This is a genomic window from Streptomyces sp. NPDC048057 (assembly GCF_040653095.1).
Taxonomy (GTDB): domain Bacteria; phylum Actinomycetota; class Actinomycetes; order Streptomycetales; family Streptomycetaceae; genus Streptomyces.
On record NZ_JBEZNF010000013.1, the window covers coordinates 1 to 16359 of the forward strand.

The 16359-nt window shown below is 72.5% G+C and carries 13 protein-coding genes; 10 read left to right on the forward strand and 3 right to left on the reverse strand.

The annotated features are described in order from the left end of the window. Positions 1–198: 198 nt before the first annotated feature. From AB0E05_RS16685 to nudC, 3 genes are all read left to right on the forward strand, one after another. Positions 199–3804, forward strand: a complete 3606-nt coding sequence (locus AB0E05_RS16685) for a UvrD-helicase domain-containing protein (RefSeq protein WP_361963897.1) — start codon at positions 199–201, stop codon at positions 3802–3804. Between the two features lie 10 nt (positions 3805–3814). Continuing rightward, positions 3815–5212 (forward strand): dipeptidase, encoded by a 1398-nt coding sequence (locus tag AB0E05_RS16690; RefSeq protein ID WP_361963899.1) that lies wholly within the window; start codon positions 3815–3817, stop codon positions 5210–5212. A gap of 106 nt (positions 5213–5318) precedes the next feature. Further along, positions 5319–6269 (forward strand): NAD(+) diphosphatase, encoded by a 951-nt coding sequence (gene nudC, locus AB0E05_RS16695; protein WP_361963901.1) that lies wholly within the window; start codon positions 5319–5321, stop codon positions 6267–6269. A 94-nt stretch (positions 6270–6363) separates the two neighbouring features. Here the strand turns inward: nudC and AB0E05_RS16700 are convergent, their stop codons facing one another. Further along, entirely contained in the window at positions 6364–6621 is a 258-nt protein-coding gene (locus AB0E05_RS16700) for a mycoredoxin (RefSeq protein WP_361963903.1), read from the reverse strand. 324 nt (positions 6622–6945) lie between these two features. Between AB0E05_RS16700 and AB0E05_RS16705 the strand changes: the two genes are divergently transcribed. The 5 genes from AB0E05_RS16705 to AB0E05_RS16725 all read left to right on the forward strand — a co-directional run bounded on the left by AB0E05_RS16705 (position 6946) and on the right by AB0E05_RS16725 (position 10832). Continuing rightward, positions 6946–9114 carry an ATP-dependent DNA helicase UvrD2 gene (locus AB0E05_RS16705; protein WP_361963905.1) on the forward strand — a complete coding sequence of 723 codons (2169 nt, stop codon included), beginning with the start codon at positions 6946–6948 and terminating at the stop codon, positions 9112–9114. A 165-nt stretch (positions 9115–9279) separates the two neighbouring features. Next, positions 9280–9636, forward strand: a complete 357-nt coding sequence (locus AB0E05_RS16710; RefSeq protein WP_361963907.1) for a hypothetical protein — start codon at positions 9280–9282, stop codon at positions 9634–9636. A 188-nt stretch (positions 9637–9824) separates the two neighbouring features. Further along, positions 9825–10202, forward strand: coding sequence for a WhiB family transcriptional regulator (locus AB0E05_RS16715; RefSeq protein ID WP_361529502.1), 378 nt, complete (start codon positions 9825–9827; stop codon positions 10200–10202). Further along, a complete protein-coding gene (locus AB0E05_RS16720; RefSeq protein WP_361963910.1) occupies positions 10199–10525 on the forward strand; it encodes a hypothetical protein in 327 nt (108 codons plus the stop codon). The genes AB0E05_RS16715 and AB0E05_RS16720 overlap by 4 nt, the downstream gene beginning before the upstream one ends. A gap of 109 nt (positions 10526–10634) precedes the next feature. Beyond that, the gene (locus AB0E05_RS16725; RefSeq protein ID WP_361963912.1) at positions 10635–10832 is read left to right on the forward strand and encodes a hypothetical protein; all 198 of its coding nucleotides are present in this window, start codon (positions 10635–10637) and stop codon (positions 10830–10832) included. A 52-nt stretch (positions 10833–10884) separates the two neighbouring features. Here the strand turns inward: AB0E05_RS16725 and AB0E05_RS16730 are convergent, their stop codons facing one another. Continuing rightward, positions 10885–12369: an AarF/ABC1/UbiB kinase family protein gene (locus AB0E05_RS16730; protein WP_361963914.1), complete on the reverse strand. Its 1485-nt coding sequence runs from the start codon at positions 12367–12369 to the stop codon at positions 10885–10887. Positions 12370–12431: 62 nt separating this feature from the next. Next, the gene (locus tag AB0E05_RS16735) at positions 12432–13577 is read right to left on the reverse strand and encodes a ThiF family adenylyltransferase (protein WP_361964321.1); all 1146 of its coding nucleotides are present in this window, start codon (positions 13575–13577) and stop codon (positions 12432–12434) included. 216 nt (positions 13578–13793) lie between these two features. Here AB0E05_RS16735 and AB0E05_RS16740 point away from each other — a divergent pair, with 216 nt between their 5' ends. Continuing rightward, positions 13794–14576 carry a SprT-like domain-containing protein gene (locus tag AB0E05_RS16740; RefSeq protein ID WP_361963916.1) on the forward strand — a complete coding sequence of 261 codons (783 nt, stop codon included), beginning with the start codon at positions 13794–13796 and terminating at the stop codon, positions 14574–14576. Between the two features lie 157 nt (positions 14577–14733). Beyond that, the gene (locus AB0E05_RS16745; RefSeq protein ID WP_361963918.1) at positions 14734–16359 is read left to right on the forward strand and encodes a TerD family protein; all 1626 of its coding nucleotides are present in this window, start codon (positions 14734–14736) and stop codon (positions 16357–16359) included.

The following is a 16359-nucleotide window of genomic DNA, read 5'->3' on the forward strand; positions in this document are numbered from 1 at the left end:
CGTGGGGGGGGCGGGCGGCGGGGCGGCGGGGGGGGGGGCGGGGGGCGCGGGCCCCCCCCCCCCCCCCCCCGCCCCCGGGGGGAGGAACTGCGCGAACAGCCACGGACGGCCCGCAGAGACCAAACCTCCCGGGGGAAGCGGCGGCGAATACGTCCAGCGGCCCCGCAGCCTGTCAGTGGGGCCGCTTAGCCTTTTCCCGTGAACAGGAACCTCCGCGACCCCGAGCAGCTCAAGGAGCTCCTCGGCATTCCCTTCACGCCCGAGCAGATCGACTGCATCACCGCCCCCCTCGCCCCGCAGGTCATCGTCGCCGGTGCCGGGTCGGGGAAGACGACGGTGATGGCCGCCCGGGTCGTCTGGCTCGTCGGCACGGGGCAGGTCGCCCCCGAGCAGGTCCTCGGGCTCACGTTCACCAACAAGGCCGCGGGCGAGCTCGCCGAACGCGTCCGGACCGCCCTCGTCCGCGCCGGCGTCACCGATCCCGACGCGATCGACCCGGACGACCCGCCCGGTGAGCCCCGCATCTCCACGTACCACGCGTTCGCCGGGCAGCTCCTCACCGACCACGGCCTGCGCATCGGGCTCGAACCCACCGCGCGGCTCCTCGCCGACGCCACCCGCTACCAGCTCGCCGCCCGGGTGCTGCGGGAGGCGCCGGGGCCGTACCCCGCGCTGACCCGTTCGTTCCCCACCCTCGTCAGCGATCTGCTCGCGCTCGACGCCGAGCTGTCGGAGCACCTGGTGGACCCCGAGCGCCTCGCCGCGTACGACACGGAACTCGCCGACACACTGAGCGGCAGCGGCAACGGCGTCCGGCTCAGCAACGCCGAGCTGCGCAAGGTCCCCGACGCCGTGGCCGCCCGCCGCGAGCTGCTGGACCTGACCGTCCGCTACCGCCGGGCCAAGCGCTCCCGCGAGCTGCTGGACTTCGGCGACCAGATCGCGCTGTCCGCGCAGCTCGCGCTGACCCGGCCCGAGACGGGGCGGATCCTGCGGGACGAGTTCCGCGTCGTCCTCCTCGACGAGTACCAGGACACGTCCGTCGCCCAGCGCCTGCTGCTCTCCGGACTCTTCGGCCAGAGCCAGGGTGAGAGCCAGGGGCAACCCCAGGGCGCCGGGCACGCCGTGACCGCCGTCGGCGACCCCTGCCAGGCGATCTACGGCTGGCGCGGCGCCTCCGTGGCCAACCTGGACGACTTCCCCGAGCACTTCCCGCACCGCGACGGCACCCCCGCCACCCGGTACGCGCTCAGCGAGAACCGCCGCAGCGGAGGCCGGCTGCTCCAGCTCGCGAACGACCTCGCCGCCCCGCTGCGCGCCCGGCACGAAGGCGTGGCCGCGCTGCGCCCCGCCCCCGGGGCCGAGGCCGACGGATCCGTCCGCATCGCCCTGCTGCCGACGCACGCAAAGGAGATCGCCTGGCTCGCCGACTCGATCGCCCACCTGGTGCGCACCGGCACGCCGCCGGGCGAGATCGCCGTCCTGTGCCGTACCGCGGGCGACTTCCCCGAGATCCAGGGCGCCCTGGTGGAACGGGAGGTGCCGGTCGAGGTCGTGGGGCTGTCCGGGCTGCTGCACCTGCCGGAGGTGGCCGACCTCGTCGCGGTCTGCGAGGTCCTCCAGGACCCGGGGGCCAATGCCTCGCTCGTACGGCTGCTCACCGGCCCGCGCTGGCGGATCGGCGCGCGGGACCTCGCCCTGCTCGGCCGGCGGGCCCGGCTGCTGGTGCACCGCGCAGGAGCCGGTGCCCCCGACGACCACGCAGACCCCGCCGAGCGGCTCGCCGCGGCCGTCGAGGGCACCGACCCGGCCGAGGTGATCTCCCTCGCCGACGCGTTGGACACCTTCCTCGACCCGTACGCGGAGGCCGGCGCCGGCACGGCCCCGGGCGCGGACGACGGGCTGCCGTTCTCCGCGGACGCCCGCGTGCGCTTCGCCCACCTGGCCGCGGAGCTGCGGGAGCTGCGCCGCTCCCTCGCCGACCCGCTGATGGACGTCCTGCACCGGGTCCTCGGCACCACCGGCCTCGACGTCGAGCTGTCCGCGTCCCCGCACGCGCTGGCCGCCCGCCGCCGCGAGACCCTGGCGAACTTCCTCGACGTCGCCGCCGGCTTCGCCGCGCTGGACGGCGAGGCCACCCTGCTCGCCTTCCTCGGCTTCCTGCGCACCGCCGCCCAGTACGAGAAGGGCCTGGACAACGCCCTGCCGGGCGGCGAGAACACCGTCAAGATCCTCACCGCCCACAAGTCCAAGGGGCTGGAGTGGGACGTGGTCGCCGTCCCCGGGTTGGTCGCCCGGCAGTTCCCGAGCGACCGCGGACGGGAGGCGTGGACGTCCCACCCCCAGGTGCTGCCGCACGCCCTGCGCGGCGACGCGGCCACCCTCCCGGACGTCACGGCCTGGGACGCCAAGGGGCTGAAGTCCTTCAAGGAGTCCATGAAGGACCACCAGCACACCGAGGAACTGCGCCTCGGATACGTGACCTTCACCCGCCCCCGCTCCCTCTTGCTCGGCTCGGCCCATTGGTGGGGCCCGACGCAGAAGCGCAGGCGGGGACCGTCCGCGTTCCTCCAGGCGTTGTACGAGCACTGCGCCGCAGGGCACGGGGAGATCGAGGCGTGGGCGGACGAGCCCGCGGAGGACGCGGAGAACCCCGCCCTGGAGGAGACCGGTCCGGACCGCGCCTGGCCGCTGCCCCTGGACCCGGCTTCCCTGGCCCGTCGCAGGGCGGCGGCGCAGACCGTACTGGCGTATCTACGGGAACCCGAACCGGACCCCGCGAAGGAGCGCGGCGCCTCGGCCCCGGCCGCGGAGGGCGAGCTGTTCCCGGAGGGTTTGGACGACCTGGAGGACCCGGAGGAGCCTGCGTACGACCCGTACGACCCGTACGAGCCGCCCGACGACGCCTCCGCCCCCGTGCCCCACCAGGCCGACCCACCCCCGTACGAGAGAGAGCGCGACCCCGCGAGCCCCGAGGAACTCACCCCCGAAGAGGCGCGTGCCATCGCCTCCTGGGACCGCGACCTCGACGCCCTCGCCGGTGAGCTGCGCCGCACCCGCGCCGCCGTGCGCGAGGTCCCCCTCCCGGCCTCCCTCACCGCGTCCCAACTGGTGCGCCTCGCCGCCGACGCCGACGGCTTCGCCCAGGACCTGGCGCGCCCCATGCCGCGCCCGCCGCAGCCCGCGGCCCGCCGCGGCACCCGCTTCCACGCCTGGGTGGAGTCCCGCTTCGAGGCGCTGCCGCTGCCCCTGCTCGACCTGGAGGAGCTGCCCGGCGACGACCGCGGCCCGGACGCCGTGGAGATCGACGACGAGCGGGATCTGGCCGAGCTGAAGGAGGCGTTCGAGCGGACCCCGTACGCCCGGCGCACCCCGTACCGCGTCGAGTCCCCGTTCCAGATAACCCTCGGCGGCCGGGTGATCCGGGGCCGCATCGACGCCGTGTACCGCACCCCGTCCAACGCCGATCCCGACGCCGGTGCCCCGGCCGGCGGGTACGAGATCGTCGACTGGAAGACCGGCCGGGCCATGGCCGCCGACCCGCTCCAACTCGCGATCTACCGGCTCGCCTGGGCGGAACAGCACGGTCTCGCGCCCGAGGACGTCGGCGCCGCGTTCGTCTTCGTCCGCAGCGGCGAGGTCGTCCGACCGGCGTCGCTGCCCGGCCGTGCGGAGTTGGAACGCATCCTCATGGGCGGGCCGCCGCAGCCGGAGCCCGGGGAAGCGGAAGGCGGAGCCGGATCCGGCCGCGGGGCGGTGACCGAGGCGCGGACGGCTGCGGAGGGGGCCGGGGACGCCCGTTAGGCTCATACGCATGAGCGAGACCCCGGACAGCGCCGTCCGTACGTACGTCCAGCAGCACCGCGACGCCTTCCTCGGCGACCTCGCGGAGTGGCTGCGCATCCCCTCCGTGTCGGCCCAGCCCGAGCACGAGGCCGACGTGCGGCGCAGTGCGGACTGGCTCGCGGCCAAGCTGACGGAGACCGGGTTCCCGGTCGTCGAGGTGTGGCCGACGGCCGGCGCCCCCGCGGTGTTCGCCGAGTGGCCATCGGACGACCCGCACGCGCCGACCGTGCTCGTCTACGGACACCACGACGTCCAGCCCGCGGAGCTGGCGGACGGCTGGCACTCGGACCCGTTCGAGCCGCGGTTTGCCGACGGCCGGCTCTACGCCCGGGGCGCCGCCGACGACAAGGGGCAGGTCTTCTTCCACGCCCTGGGCGTCCGGGCGCATCTGGCCGCGACGGGCCGGACCGCGCCCGCCGTCCATCTGAAGCTGCTGGTCGAAGGAGAGGAGGAGGTCGGCTCGCCGCACTTCCGCGCCCTGATCGAGCAGCGCCTGCCGCAGCTCGCGGCGGACGTCGTCATGGTCTCCGACACCGGCATGTGGTCCGAGACCACGCCCACCGTCTGCACCGGCATGCGCGGCCTGGTCGACTGCGAGATCCAGCTGTACGGGCCCGAGCAGGACATCCACTCCGGTGCCTTCGGCGGCGCGGTGCCCAATCCGGCGACCGTCGCCGCACGGCTCGCGGGCGCACTGCACGACGCCGACGAGCGGGTCGCGATCCCCGGCTTCTACGACGGCGTCACGCCGCTGAGCGAGGCCGAGCGGGAGCTCTTCGCCGAGCTGCCCTTCGACGAGGCGGAGTGGCTGGAGACGGCGCACTCCTCCGGCACGCTCGGCGAGGCCGGCTACTCGACCCTGGAGCGCATCTGGGCCCGGCCGACCGCCGAGGTCAACGGCATCGGCGGGGGCTACCAGGGCGCCGGCGGCAAGACGATCATCCCCGCTTCGGCACTGCTGAAGCTGACGTTCCGACTGGTCGCGGGGCAGCAGACGGACGCGGTCGAGGTCGCCGTCAGCCGCTGGGTGGCGGAGCGCGTGCCCGACGGCATCCGCTACGACCTCACCTTCGCGGGCGCCACCCGCCCCTGCCTCACCCCGCTGGACCACCCGGCCCTCCAGTCCGTCGTACGGGCCATGGGCAGGGCCTTCGACGGCCAGAAGATCCGCTTCACGCGCACGGGCGGCTCCGGTCCCGCGGCCGACCTCCAGGACGTGCTGGGCGCGCCGGTGCTCTTCCTCGGGATCTCCGTACCGTCCGACGGCTGGCACGCACCGAACGAGAAGGTGGAGGTGGACCTCCTCCTCAAGGGGGTGGAGACGGCCGCCCACCTGTGGGGGGACCTGGGGCAGGCGCTGCGCTGAGCCCCGATCCGCACCGAGCCGAGCCGATCGTCGAGCAGCCCGTCCGATCGAGCCGCTCGACCGCTGAACCGCTGAACTGGAACCCGTCCGGGGGAGTTGGAAGCACGTGAGCACCGACAGCCAAGTCACCGTAGATCGGCCCATCAGCCTGACCGCCCCCTCGGGGATCGACCGCGAGGCGCACCACCGCCTCGACGAGGCGTGGCTCGCGGCGGCGTGGAGCCACCCGACGACGCGGGTGTTCGTGGTCTCCGGCGGCCGGGCGCTGATCGACGACACCCCCGACGGCCGCACCGAACTGGTCATGACGCCCACCTTCGAGGCGCCCGTCACCGAGACCCACCGCTACTTCCTCGGCACCGACGAGGACGGGGTGCGCTACTTCGCGCTCCAGAAGGACTCGCTGCCGGGCCGCATGGACCAGTCGGCGCGGCCCGCGGGGCTGCGGGAGGCGGGGCTGCTGCTGTCGCCGCGCGACGCCGGACTGCTGGTGCACGCCGTCGCCCTGGAGAACTGGCAGCGCAACCACCGCTTCTGCTCGCGCTGCGGGGAGCGCACGGTCATCGCCGCTGCGGGGCACATCCGCCGCTGCCCCGCGTGCGGGGCGGAGCACTACCCGCGCACCGACCCGGCGGTGATCATGCTCATCACCGACGCCGAGGACCGCGCCCTGCTCGGCCGGCAGGTGCACTGGCCGGAGGGGCGGTTCTCGACCCTCGCCGGTTTCGTCGAGCCGGGCGAGTCGATCGAGCAGGCGGTGCGGCGGGAGGCGAACGAGGAGGCGGGGGTGACCGTCGGCGAGGTCGGCTACGTGGCGAGCCAGCCGTGGCCCTTCCCGTCGAGCCTGATGCTCGGCTTCACGGCCCGGGCCACCTCGGCGGAGATCACCGTCGACGGCGAGGAACTGCACGAGGCGCGCTGGTTCTCCCGCGCCGAGCTGGCCGCGGCCTTCGCGTCGGGCGAGGTGCTGCCGCCGTACGGGATCTCCATCGCGGCCCGCCTGATCGAGACGTGGTACGGCCGGCCGCTGCCCCGACAGGGCGCCGCCGCGGCCTGAGGGCCTTGGGAGAGCGCTGCGGCCCGCCCTCCGAGGGGAGAGCGGGCCGCGGCGGCTCTGGGCCCGACGAGCGTTCGGACGCGGTCGACCGGCGTCAGGCGCCGAGCGCCTGCTTGACCTGCGCGAGGCTCGGGTTCGTCATGACGACCTCGGCGCCGCCGCCGACGGGCACGACCTGGACGGTCGGCACCGTCTGGTTGCCGCCGTTCACCTTCTCCACGAAGGCGGCGGAGTCCGGGTCGTTCTCGATGTTGATCTCGCTGTACGCGATGCCCTCACGGTCCATCTGGCTCTTCAGCCGACGGCAGTAGCCGCACCAGGTGGTGCTGTACATCGTCACGGTCCCCGACATCGTCTCTGGGCTCCTCTGGCTCGCTGGTCTCGCTCGGTCTGGCTGGCGCGTCCTTGCACCTCGCGGTGCGGTTCGCACCGCGTAGAACGTACGTGACCTGCTGACGATTCCCGTACCCGGTACCGGGTCCCCGCCCGTGCCCGGTACGGGGCGCCCGGCCGCGCCCGGTACGGGGCCTTGCGGATCCGGTCCCGCGGACGGGACGCCGTCCTGTCCGTCCCGGTGCCCCATCCGGCCGATGTCCCATCCGTCCCGGTACGACAATCCGGCGGCGGCTGTGGACAACGGCCGCATCCGCCTCGCGAGACCTGGCAGCATGGCGGGGTGACAGCAGCAACGCACTCCTCCCTCTTCCCCCAGGTCCCCGCGTCCGCCGACGCGGTGCTCGACGGGCTCGACCCCGAGCAGCGCGAAGTGGCGACCGCCCTGCACGGTCCGGTGTGTGTCCTCGCCGGCGCCGGCACGGGCAAGACGCGTGCGATCACCCACCGCATCGCCTACGGGGTGCGCGCGGGCATACTCCCGCCCGCCAGCGTGCTGGCCGTCACCTTCACCAACCGCGCCGCGGGCGAGATGCGCGGACGGCTGCGCCAGCTCGGCGCCGGCGGCGTCCAGGCGCGCACCTTCCACTCCGCCGCGCTGCGACAGCTCCAGTATTTTTGGCCGAAAGCAATCGGTGGTGAGCTGCCCCGGCTGCTGGAGCGCAAGATCCAGCTCGTCGCGGAGGCCGCGGCCCGCTGTCGGATCCGGCTCGACCGCAACGAGCTGCGCGATGTGACCAGCGAGATCGAGTGGTCGAAGGTCACCCAGACCGTCCCCGCGGACTACGCGGCTGCCGCCGCCAAGGCGCTCCGCGACATCCCTCGCGACCCATCGGAAATCAGCCAGATCTACGGGCTGTACGAACAGCTCAAGCGCGATCGCGCGGTGATTGACTTCGAGGACGTGCTGCTCCTGACCGTCGGCATCCTCCAGGACCGCCACGACATCGCCGACCAGATCCGCCGTCAGTACCAGCACTTCGTCGTCGACGAGTACCAGGACGTCAGCCCCCTCCAGCAGCGCCTGCTGGACCTCTGGCTGGGCGACCGGGAGAGCCTGTGCGTCGTCGGCGACGCCAGCCAGACGATCTACTCCTTCACCGGAGCCACCCCCGACCACCTGCTGAACTTCCGCACCCGCCACCCCTCGGCGACGGTCGTCAAGCTGGTCCGGGACTACCGCTCCACCCCCCAGGTCGTCCACCTGGCCAACGGCCTGCTGAGCCAGGCCCGCGGCCGGGCCGCCGAGCACCGCCTGGAGCTGATCTCCCAGCGCGACCCCGGCCCCGAGCCGGGCTACACGGAGTACGCGGACGAGCCCGCCGAAGCAGAGGGCACCGCCCATCGCATCCGCGACCTGATCGCCGCGGGCGTCCCCGCCGGCGAGATCGCCGTCCTCTACCGGATCAACGCCCAGTCGGAGGTCTACGAGCAGGCCCTCGCCGACGCCGGCGTGCCCTATCAGCTCCGTGGCGCCGAGCGCTTCTTCGAGCGCCAGGAGGTCCGGGAGGCCGGCATCGCCCTGCGCGGCGCCGCCCGCGCCGGCGGCAACGACCCCCTGTTGGACGACGCCGAGGACCTGCCGTCCCAGGTCCGCGCGGTGCTCTCCACCAAGGGCTGGACCAGCGAGCCTCCCTCGGGCTCGGGCGCCGTCCGTGACCGCTGGGAGTCGCTGGCCGCCCTGGTGCGGCTCGCCGAGGACTTCGCCCGGGTCAAGCCGGAGGCGACCCTCGCCGACCTGGTCGCCGAGCTGGACGAGCGCGCCGCCGCGCAGCACGCCCCCACGGTCCAGGGCGTCACCCTGGCCTCGCTGCACGCCGCGAAGGGCCTGGAGTGGGACGCGGTGTTCCTCGTCGGGCTGACCGAGGGCATGATGCCGATCACCCACGCCAAGACCGACGAGCAGGTCGAGGAGGAGCGCCGACTGCTCTACGTCGGCGTCACCCGCGCCCGGCTCCACCTGTCGCTGTCCTGGGCGCTGTCCCGGGCCCCTGGTGGCCGGGCCTCCCGCCGCCCCACCCGCTTCCTGAACGGGCTGCGGCCCGGATCGGCCGCCCCGGGCTCCCGGGGAGCCGGCGGCGCGGGCGGCGTCGAGCGCGGCAGCCGCCGCAAGCGCCGCGGCCCGGTGCTGTGCCGGGTGTGTGGCAAGACCCTCACGGACGCCGGCGAGATGAAGCTGATGCGCTGCGAGGACTGCCCCTCCGACATGGACGAGGGGCTGTACGAGCGGCTGCGCGAGTGGCGCTCCGACCAGGCGAAGCAGCTCGGCCAGCCCGCCTATTGCGTCTTCACCGACAAGACGCTGATGGCGATCGCCGAAGCCGTCCCGGGCGACGAGGGCGAGCTCTCCATGATCGCCGGAGTCGGCGCCCGCAAACTGGACCGGTTCGGAGTCGATGTCCTTGCCATCTGCGCAGGCCAGGACGTGGAGAACGAGTCTGAGGAGCCCTGAGGAAAACTCGTCGGAAAAATAGTTTGCGCATGCCCCGACCGTCCCCATAGGTTCTTAACCACGAGAACAGGCGCTTCTCTGAAGCCCTGTGCTCGTGATGTACTTATCCGAATACGCGTGACCGGCCCCGGCCGGTCCCCTAGACGCCGAGAGGAGGCGAGTCCAGTGATCACCAACAACACCAGCTTCATCAACTTCCAGTCCATGGCCGATCGCTCGGCCGTCGTCTCCGTCTGCTCGCTCGGCTTCTCGACGTCGCTGCTCGCCGCCAATGGCACCCGCATCGGCAAGGGCACCGGTGTGTCCGGCGGTCTGGCCGGCGCTCCCGCCACCTCCATGGCCGGACGTCTCCCTGTTCTGCGCGAGGAGCGCGCCGAACGACCGACGAAGGCACTGGAAGCAGGACTGGCACAGGCCCAGGTCTATGCCTTTGCGGCAGCCAGTGCCGTCACCCCGAAGCAGACGCAGCACCACACCAAGTGGGCCTTCCGTGGGCTCGAACCCTGGAGCGATCCAGCCTGACGCGATCAGGCCGGCGCCTTCAGGGCCGCGGAATCCCACTCGGGATCCGCGGCCCTTCTGCTTTCCCCGGACGGGAAAGCAGCCCCAGGGGCCTCGGGACAGCAACACCCGGTACCAGCCCCCCGGACCCGTCGGGGGACAGCCAACCGGCCACCGGCCGGACCGACAAGACGAGGAAAGACACCACCGTGCAACTCGAAGCGCACGCCCCGTCCGTACCGCCTGCCCAGACGCTCTCCCCGCCCGCCCACACGGAGGACCCCGCTTTGACCGCGCCGACCGCGCCCACCGCCCTGACCGCACTCGACGACGCCATCGAGAACCTCGACGTCCCCGTCCCGTGCCGCTCCTACGACCCGGAGGTCTTCTTCGCCGAGTCGCCGGCCGACGTCGAGTACGCCAAGTCCCTCTGCCGCACCTGCCCGCTGATGGAGGCGTGCCTCGCCGGTGCCAAGGACCGGCGTGAGCCTTGGGGCGTCTGGGGCGGAGAGCTCTTCGTCCAGGGCGTCGTCGTCGCCCGCAAGCGGCCCCGTGGTCGTCCGCGCAAGAACCCGGTCTCGGCATGAACGCCAACGGAACCATCGACCGCCCCTACGCGCACGATCCCCTTCAGAAGCAGGACCCCATGGCCCCTTCCACGAACGAGCCCTCGGGCTCCGCGACTCCAGCAGTGACCATCACCGGCGCGACCGCCTCGCGTCAGAACAGGACCCGCGCCATGCAACTCATCCCAGAAGCCCTGGCCCGTGCGCATATGCACGAGCGCCTACGTGAAGCCGAGACGGAACGTCGAGCGGTGCATCTGATCGCCGCCCGCCGCATGCAGCGCCGCGCCGAGCGCGTCTCGATGCGTGCCCGTCGCGCGCTCGCCATGGCCGTCATGAACTGACGCGCCACCGGCTGAAGCCGACACTCACCACACGGGGGCCGGTCCTAACGGATCGGCCCCCGCGGTGCGTTGTCCCCGCCCTGCTCCTCGGTGGGGTTATCGTCACGAGGTGGAACAGCAGCAGAACCCCCTCCCGGACGGGAAGGGCGCCACCGTCGTGTGCGCCCGGTGCGGCAAGAAGGCCAAGGGAGCCCAGCCCACCTGGACCTGTTCGGTGGAGAACCGCACCCGCCGCTACTTCTGCGACGACTGCGCCCGTGCCAACATCAGAGCGATCGAAGGCCGGCTCGACTCCTCCTGGTGGTAAGCGCCTCCTGCGCCTTCCGCGCCTTTTGGACCGCTCCGGTCTCGCGCCCTTCCTACGGCGCCGCCGCTGCCTTCACGACCCCCTCGCCGTCAGCCTCTCCCCGGCCCGCGTCGACCTCACCCGTGACCTCGTCGAGGCCGCCGTCATCATCACCGTCGACGTCGTGCCGGTCGGCGTCGTCGACCTCGTCGATCACCTTGGCCTCGTCGTACTCAGCGAGGAAACCGGGGAGCCATCCCTCCAGCTCGTCCCGCAGCCGTACGGTCGCATTCAGCTGACACAGCACGCCTATCGTGCTGAGCGTCACCCGGTGTATCAGCAGATACGACGGCGGAAGGTTCAGCTGCTTGCCGAGCTGGTGCGCGGGGGAGCGGATGTCGGCGATCCGCGCCGCCTGTGTGCGCATCCAGCTCCGGGTGAAGGTGAACTCGTCCACCTCGGCGGGCTCGATGATCGGCAGCAGATACTCCAGCACCGCATCCGGGTCGAGGTCGATCTCCTCTTTGACGAAGCCCTCCTCACAGAGCATCGCGTACACCTCCTCGGCTTCGCCCTCCAAGGTCATCCGCAGGCAGTCGCCGATCGTCGACGGCAGCCCGCCGGGCAACCGGTCGACCGTCCCGAAGTCCAGGACCCCCAGCCGCCAGCTCCCGCCGTCGGGATCGGGCAACAGACGGAAGTTCCCCGGGTGGGGGTCCGCGTGCAGCAGGCCCGTGCGCGCCGGACCCGAGAACAGGAACCGGGCGAGTAGCTGCCCCGCGCGGTCCCGCTGCTCCTCCGAGCCGTCGGAGATCACCTCGGCGAGCGGTATCCCGTCGATCCACTCGGTCACCAGCACCTGGTCCGACTGGTGCACCACGTCCGGCACCAGCACGTCCGGGTCGTCGGCGAACTCCGCCGCGTGCTCCCGCTGGGCCTGGGCCTCCAGGCCGTAGTCCAGCTCCTCCGAGATCCGGTCGCGCAACTCCGAGATCAGCGGCTTGATGTCCATCCCCGGAATGAGCGGCCCCAACAGCCGGGCGAACCGGCTGAGCTGCGTCAGGTCCGAGAGCAGGGCGTCCCCCGCCCCCGGGTACTGCACCTTCACGGCGACCTCGCGGCCGTCGTGCCACACCGCACGGTGCACCTGGCCGATCGAGGCGGCGGCCGACGGCTTGTCCTCGAACTCCTCGAAGAGCTCCCGCCACTCCTCACCCAGCCGCTCCGCCAGCACTGCGTGGACCGTGCGCGTGGGCATCGGGGGAGCTGCGTCCTGCAATTTGGTGAGCGCGGCGCGATAGGGGCCGGCGATGTCCTCGGGGAGGGCGGACTCGAAGACGGACAGGGCCTGCCCGAACTTCATCGCCCCGCCCTTCAGCTCACCGAGCACCTTGAACAACTGCTCGGCCGTGCGCTGTTGCAGCTCCCGGGTGACGATCTCCGCGGATCTGCCGCCGATCCGCTTGCCCAGCCCCCAGGTGGCGCGGCCGGCGAACCCCAGTGGCAGGGCGGCCAACTTGGCGGTCCGGGTGACCGCCTTCCGGGGAAGATCAGACATACGCCCCTCCAAATCCCAGACAAGCTGTGCCGCGTGAGCCCAACGGCGTGGCGCCGAAGCGGTTACCCGGCCATTGTCTCGTGCGCCGGCCTGAAGCCGGAGGCGTCCTGGCCCCTACTTTTCCCCCAGGCTTCGCACACGCAGTCGACGTGCGGCTTGAACTTCTGCGTTTGCCAGTCGAGCCAGGGCAGAGAAGTGTCCCATCGGGTGTCCGCGCTCAGCGGCGATCCGCCGTCCAGGAAGGCCAGCGCATGGGCCGCAGCCAGCCCCGCGACCACCGCTCCCAGCGCGATATCGCAGGCGGGCACCGGTGTCCTTCGTCCGCCCGAGCGCCACTGCGCCAACAGCCGAGGCCACCCCGGATCGCGCTCGACCCGAGCCAACTCCAGGCAGCCGGCGCAGGCGGTGCCACCGGGAACCACCAGCGGGCCCACCATCCCTGTGGTTTCGATCACTCCCGCGTACAGATGGGGGACGCCCGTTCTCACCCAGTCGGCCGAGGTCGTCGGATCCGGGGCGTACACCGCCAAGCCGTCCCGGGGGCACATCAGGATCAGCGACAGGGCCTGCTCACCACTGGCCGGGGCGACCCGCGCCGTCGAGCGGGGCGGGCGCACCGCTGCCGAGCGCCGCACCAGCCCTCGGGCCGAAGCATCCCGCCGCTCGCCGACCGCCTCCTTCGGCAGCCCGCCGGGCGCCACCTCCCACGGCGCCACGCTGCCGCCGTCCACCACCTCGACGCGGCCCACGCCGGCACCGGCGAGCAGTGCCGCCGCCGTCGCGCCGACCCGGCCCGCCCCTCTGACCTGGACGCGCATCGCCCTGCGGGCCGCCAGCCGACGCAACCCGGCGCCGGGCTCGGGGTGCACCAGCGACAGCGAGGCGGCGTCCGCTCTCAGCCGGTCGAAGGTGCCCGGCGGCTGCGTCAGCGCCTTGACCGCCGGGCCGCCGGACGCCGCGTCGTCCAGCAGCCCCGCCTTCTTCAGCCGTTCGACCAAGGCATCGACCTGGTCTTCGGTCAGGCCCATCGGCCGCGCTTCCGTACGCAGCAGCGGCATCCCGCGAGTCCCGTCGAGCAGTTGGAGAAAAGAGCCGGTGGCCGTGTCCATCGGGCCGATCGACACCGCACGCGCCTCTGCCACGCCGAACTGGACGGTCTGCCGCTCCCGCCAGGCCCGGCGCAAGGCCGGCTTCACCATCGGGTGCATCTCCATGGTCCCAACCCCCGTCACATCGAAACGTCCCTACGGTATGCGCCCCGTCGAGCGCTTCTGACGACAGAATGCCCAGTCCTGCCACGGCGGGAGGAAGGTTATCCACAGGGGGGCGCATTAGTCGTTCAAATGCTGCCGCCATGGAGTGGTTCAGCGGAGAACCGTTGCTGAGGCGGTGATTCCCGGGCCTTCAGCGGGTACGGTCGTGGGGTGTCCGTCGACCCTTCCCCACGCGTCGCTGGGGGGACCCCGCAGCGCGGTGGAGAAGGCCCGCACGACGGCGCGGCGGGTCCGACCGACTCGGCGGGGCACCCCCAGGCGACCCGCGCCCCAGATCCGATCCGCCCCTTCGACCCGTCCGAACAACCCGGTCAGCTCGATCCGTCCGGTGAGCCCGCCTCCGCCGATCCGGCCGAGGACGCCACGACTTCGGCCCCGACCGGGAAGCCGCGAGCGGCCAGGGCGTCGGGCACCAGTGCCGTCGAGGTCCGCAGGAGCCCCCGGCGCCGTAGGACCGTCTCCGCCTACCGCGAGGGCGACCGCACCATCGTCCTGATCCCCGCCCGCATGTCGGAAGCGGAGGAGCGCCGCTGGGTCGGCGTGATGCTGGACAAGCTGGCCGCCCAGGAGAGCAAGCGGACCCTCGGGGACGGCGAGCTCGCCGACCGGGCCGAGCGGCTGTCCGCCCAGTACTTCGACGGACGTGCCCGCCCCGCGTCCGTGCGGTGGGTGACCAACCAGAACACCCGCTGGGGCTCCTGCACCCCCGCCGAGGGCAGCATCCGCCTCTCCCACCGCCTCCAGGGCATGCCCGAGTACGTCGTGGACTACGTCCTCGTCCACGAACTGGCGCACCTCCTGGTCCCGGGGCACGGTCCCCGCTTCTGGCAGCTGTTGGAGGCTTATCCGCGCACCGAGCGGGCCAGGGGCTATCTCGAAGGGATCGTCGCTGCCGAACGGTTGCCCCACCGGCCCGGCGGCGAACAGGAGTGAGCGGCACCGACCGGGAGTGAGGGGACGGCGACCGACCGTCGAACTCCACGTATCGAATTCGTCCCGGCGCGCGATGGCCCCTTGGCCGATTGCAGGACCCAGCCGTTAGCCTGGCGCGACGCAATCTTTTTATCGGGATGGGGGACGGTCGTTACGCATGGCCAGGGAATTCCAACGGGGCCACAAGGCCAAGATCAGTGATCTGACTCCGGGGACGGATCTGTACGTGGGTGTGCAGATCTCCGCGCCCGGCCTCACCTTCGACATCAGCTGCTTCGGCCTCGACGCCGACGAACGGCTCTCGGACGACCGGTACTTCATCTTCTTCAACCAGCCGAAGTCACCGGAGGAGTCCCTCCAGCTGCTGGGCGCGCAATCCGGCGACACCGAGTCGTTCCGGGTGACGCTCGACCGCATCCCGGCGAACATCACCAAGCTCTCCTTCACCGCCACCATCGACGGCGCGGGCCAGATGTCCCAGGTCGGCCCGGGGTACGTCCGCATCGTCGCCGGCGGCGAGGAAGTCGCCCGCTACCCCTTCAACGGCTCGGAGTTCACCACCGAGCGCGCCGTGATGCTCGGTGACTTCTACCTGAAGGACGTGTGGCGGTTCGCCGCCGTCGGGCAGGGGTTCGACGGCGGTCTGGAAGCGCTCCTGAAGAACTTCGGCGGCGAGGTCGCCGAGGAGCAGCCGGCCGCGGCGCCCGCTCCCCAGGCCGCGCCGCCGGCCTTCGGCGCGCCCGCACCCGCAGCCGCACCCGTGGCGCCTCAGACGCCTCCGGCGCCTCAGCCGGCCGCCGCCTTCGGCGCCCCGGTCGTGCCCCCCGCACCCGCCGCGATGCCGCAGGGCGTCGTGCCGCCGGCACCGCCCGCACCGCCGGCTCCGGCACCGTACGGGCAGCCACCGCAGCCCGTGCAACCGCAGTTCGGCCAGGTGCCGGGACAGGTCCCGGGTCAGCCCCCCGGCCCATTCCCGGGCCAGGCCCCCGGCCAGTTCCCCGGTCAGATGCCGGGCATGGCCCCGCCTCCGGGCGCCCCCGGGACCTTCGTCCAGCAGGCGCCCTTCGCGTACGGTCAGACCGGTGTGCAGGGCGGCGTCCCCCAGGGGATGCCGGCCGCCGGGCCCGGGCTGAACGCCGCGCTCCAGGCGTACCGGGAGACGCCCACCGGCCAGCGCTGGACCGCGCAGAACCCGTACCTGATGCGGGTGGATGTCTCCATGGGCGGCACCGCCGTCCTCGCCCGCTCCGGCAGCATGGTGATGTACCAGGGCAAGGTGGACTTCAGTCACAAGAGCGGCGGTTTCGCCAGTCGGATCGTGGGCAACGCGACCGGGCAGGAGATGCAGCTGATGCGCTGCACGGGCCGCGGCCAGGTCTTCCTCGCCGAGAACAACGCAGACCTGCACCCCATCGAGCTCCAGGGTGACGCGATCTGCGTCTCGGCGGAGAACGTCCTCGCGTTCGACGAGTCCCTCCAGTACGAGGTGCGCCGGATCGAGGGCCACGGCATCCCCGGCGGCGTCCTGTTCACCCTGCAGTTCCAGGGCACCGGGACCGTCGTCGTCAAGACGCACGGCACCCCCGTCGTCCTCCCCGTCACCCCGACCACCTTCGCCGACGCCAACGCCATCGTGGCCTGGTCGGCGGCGTCCCAGGTGGTCCTCGCCAGCCAGGTGCGGCTGCGCCGCAACGCGTACCCGGGGCACAGCGGGGAGACGGTCAACCTCCAGTTCCGGGGCGCGCCCGGGAACTTCATCGTCGTCCAGCCCTACGAGGTCTGA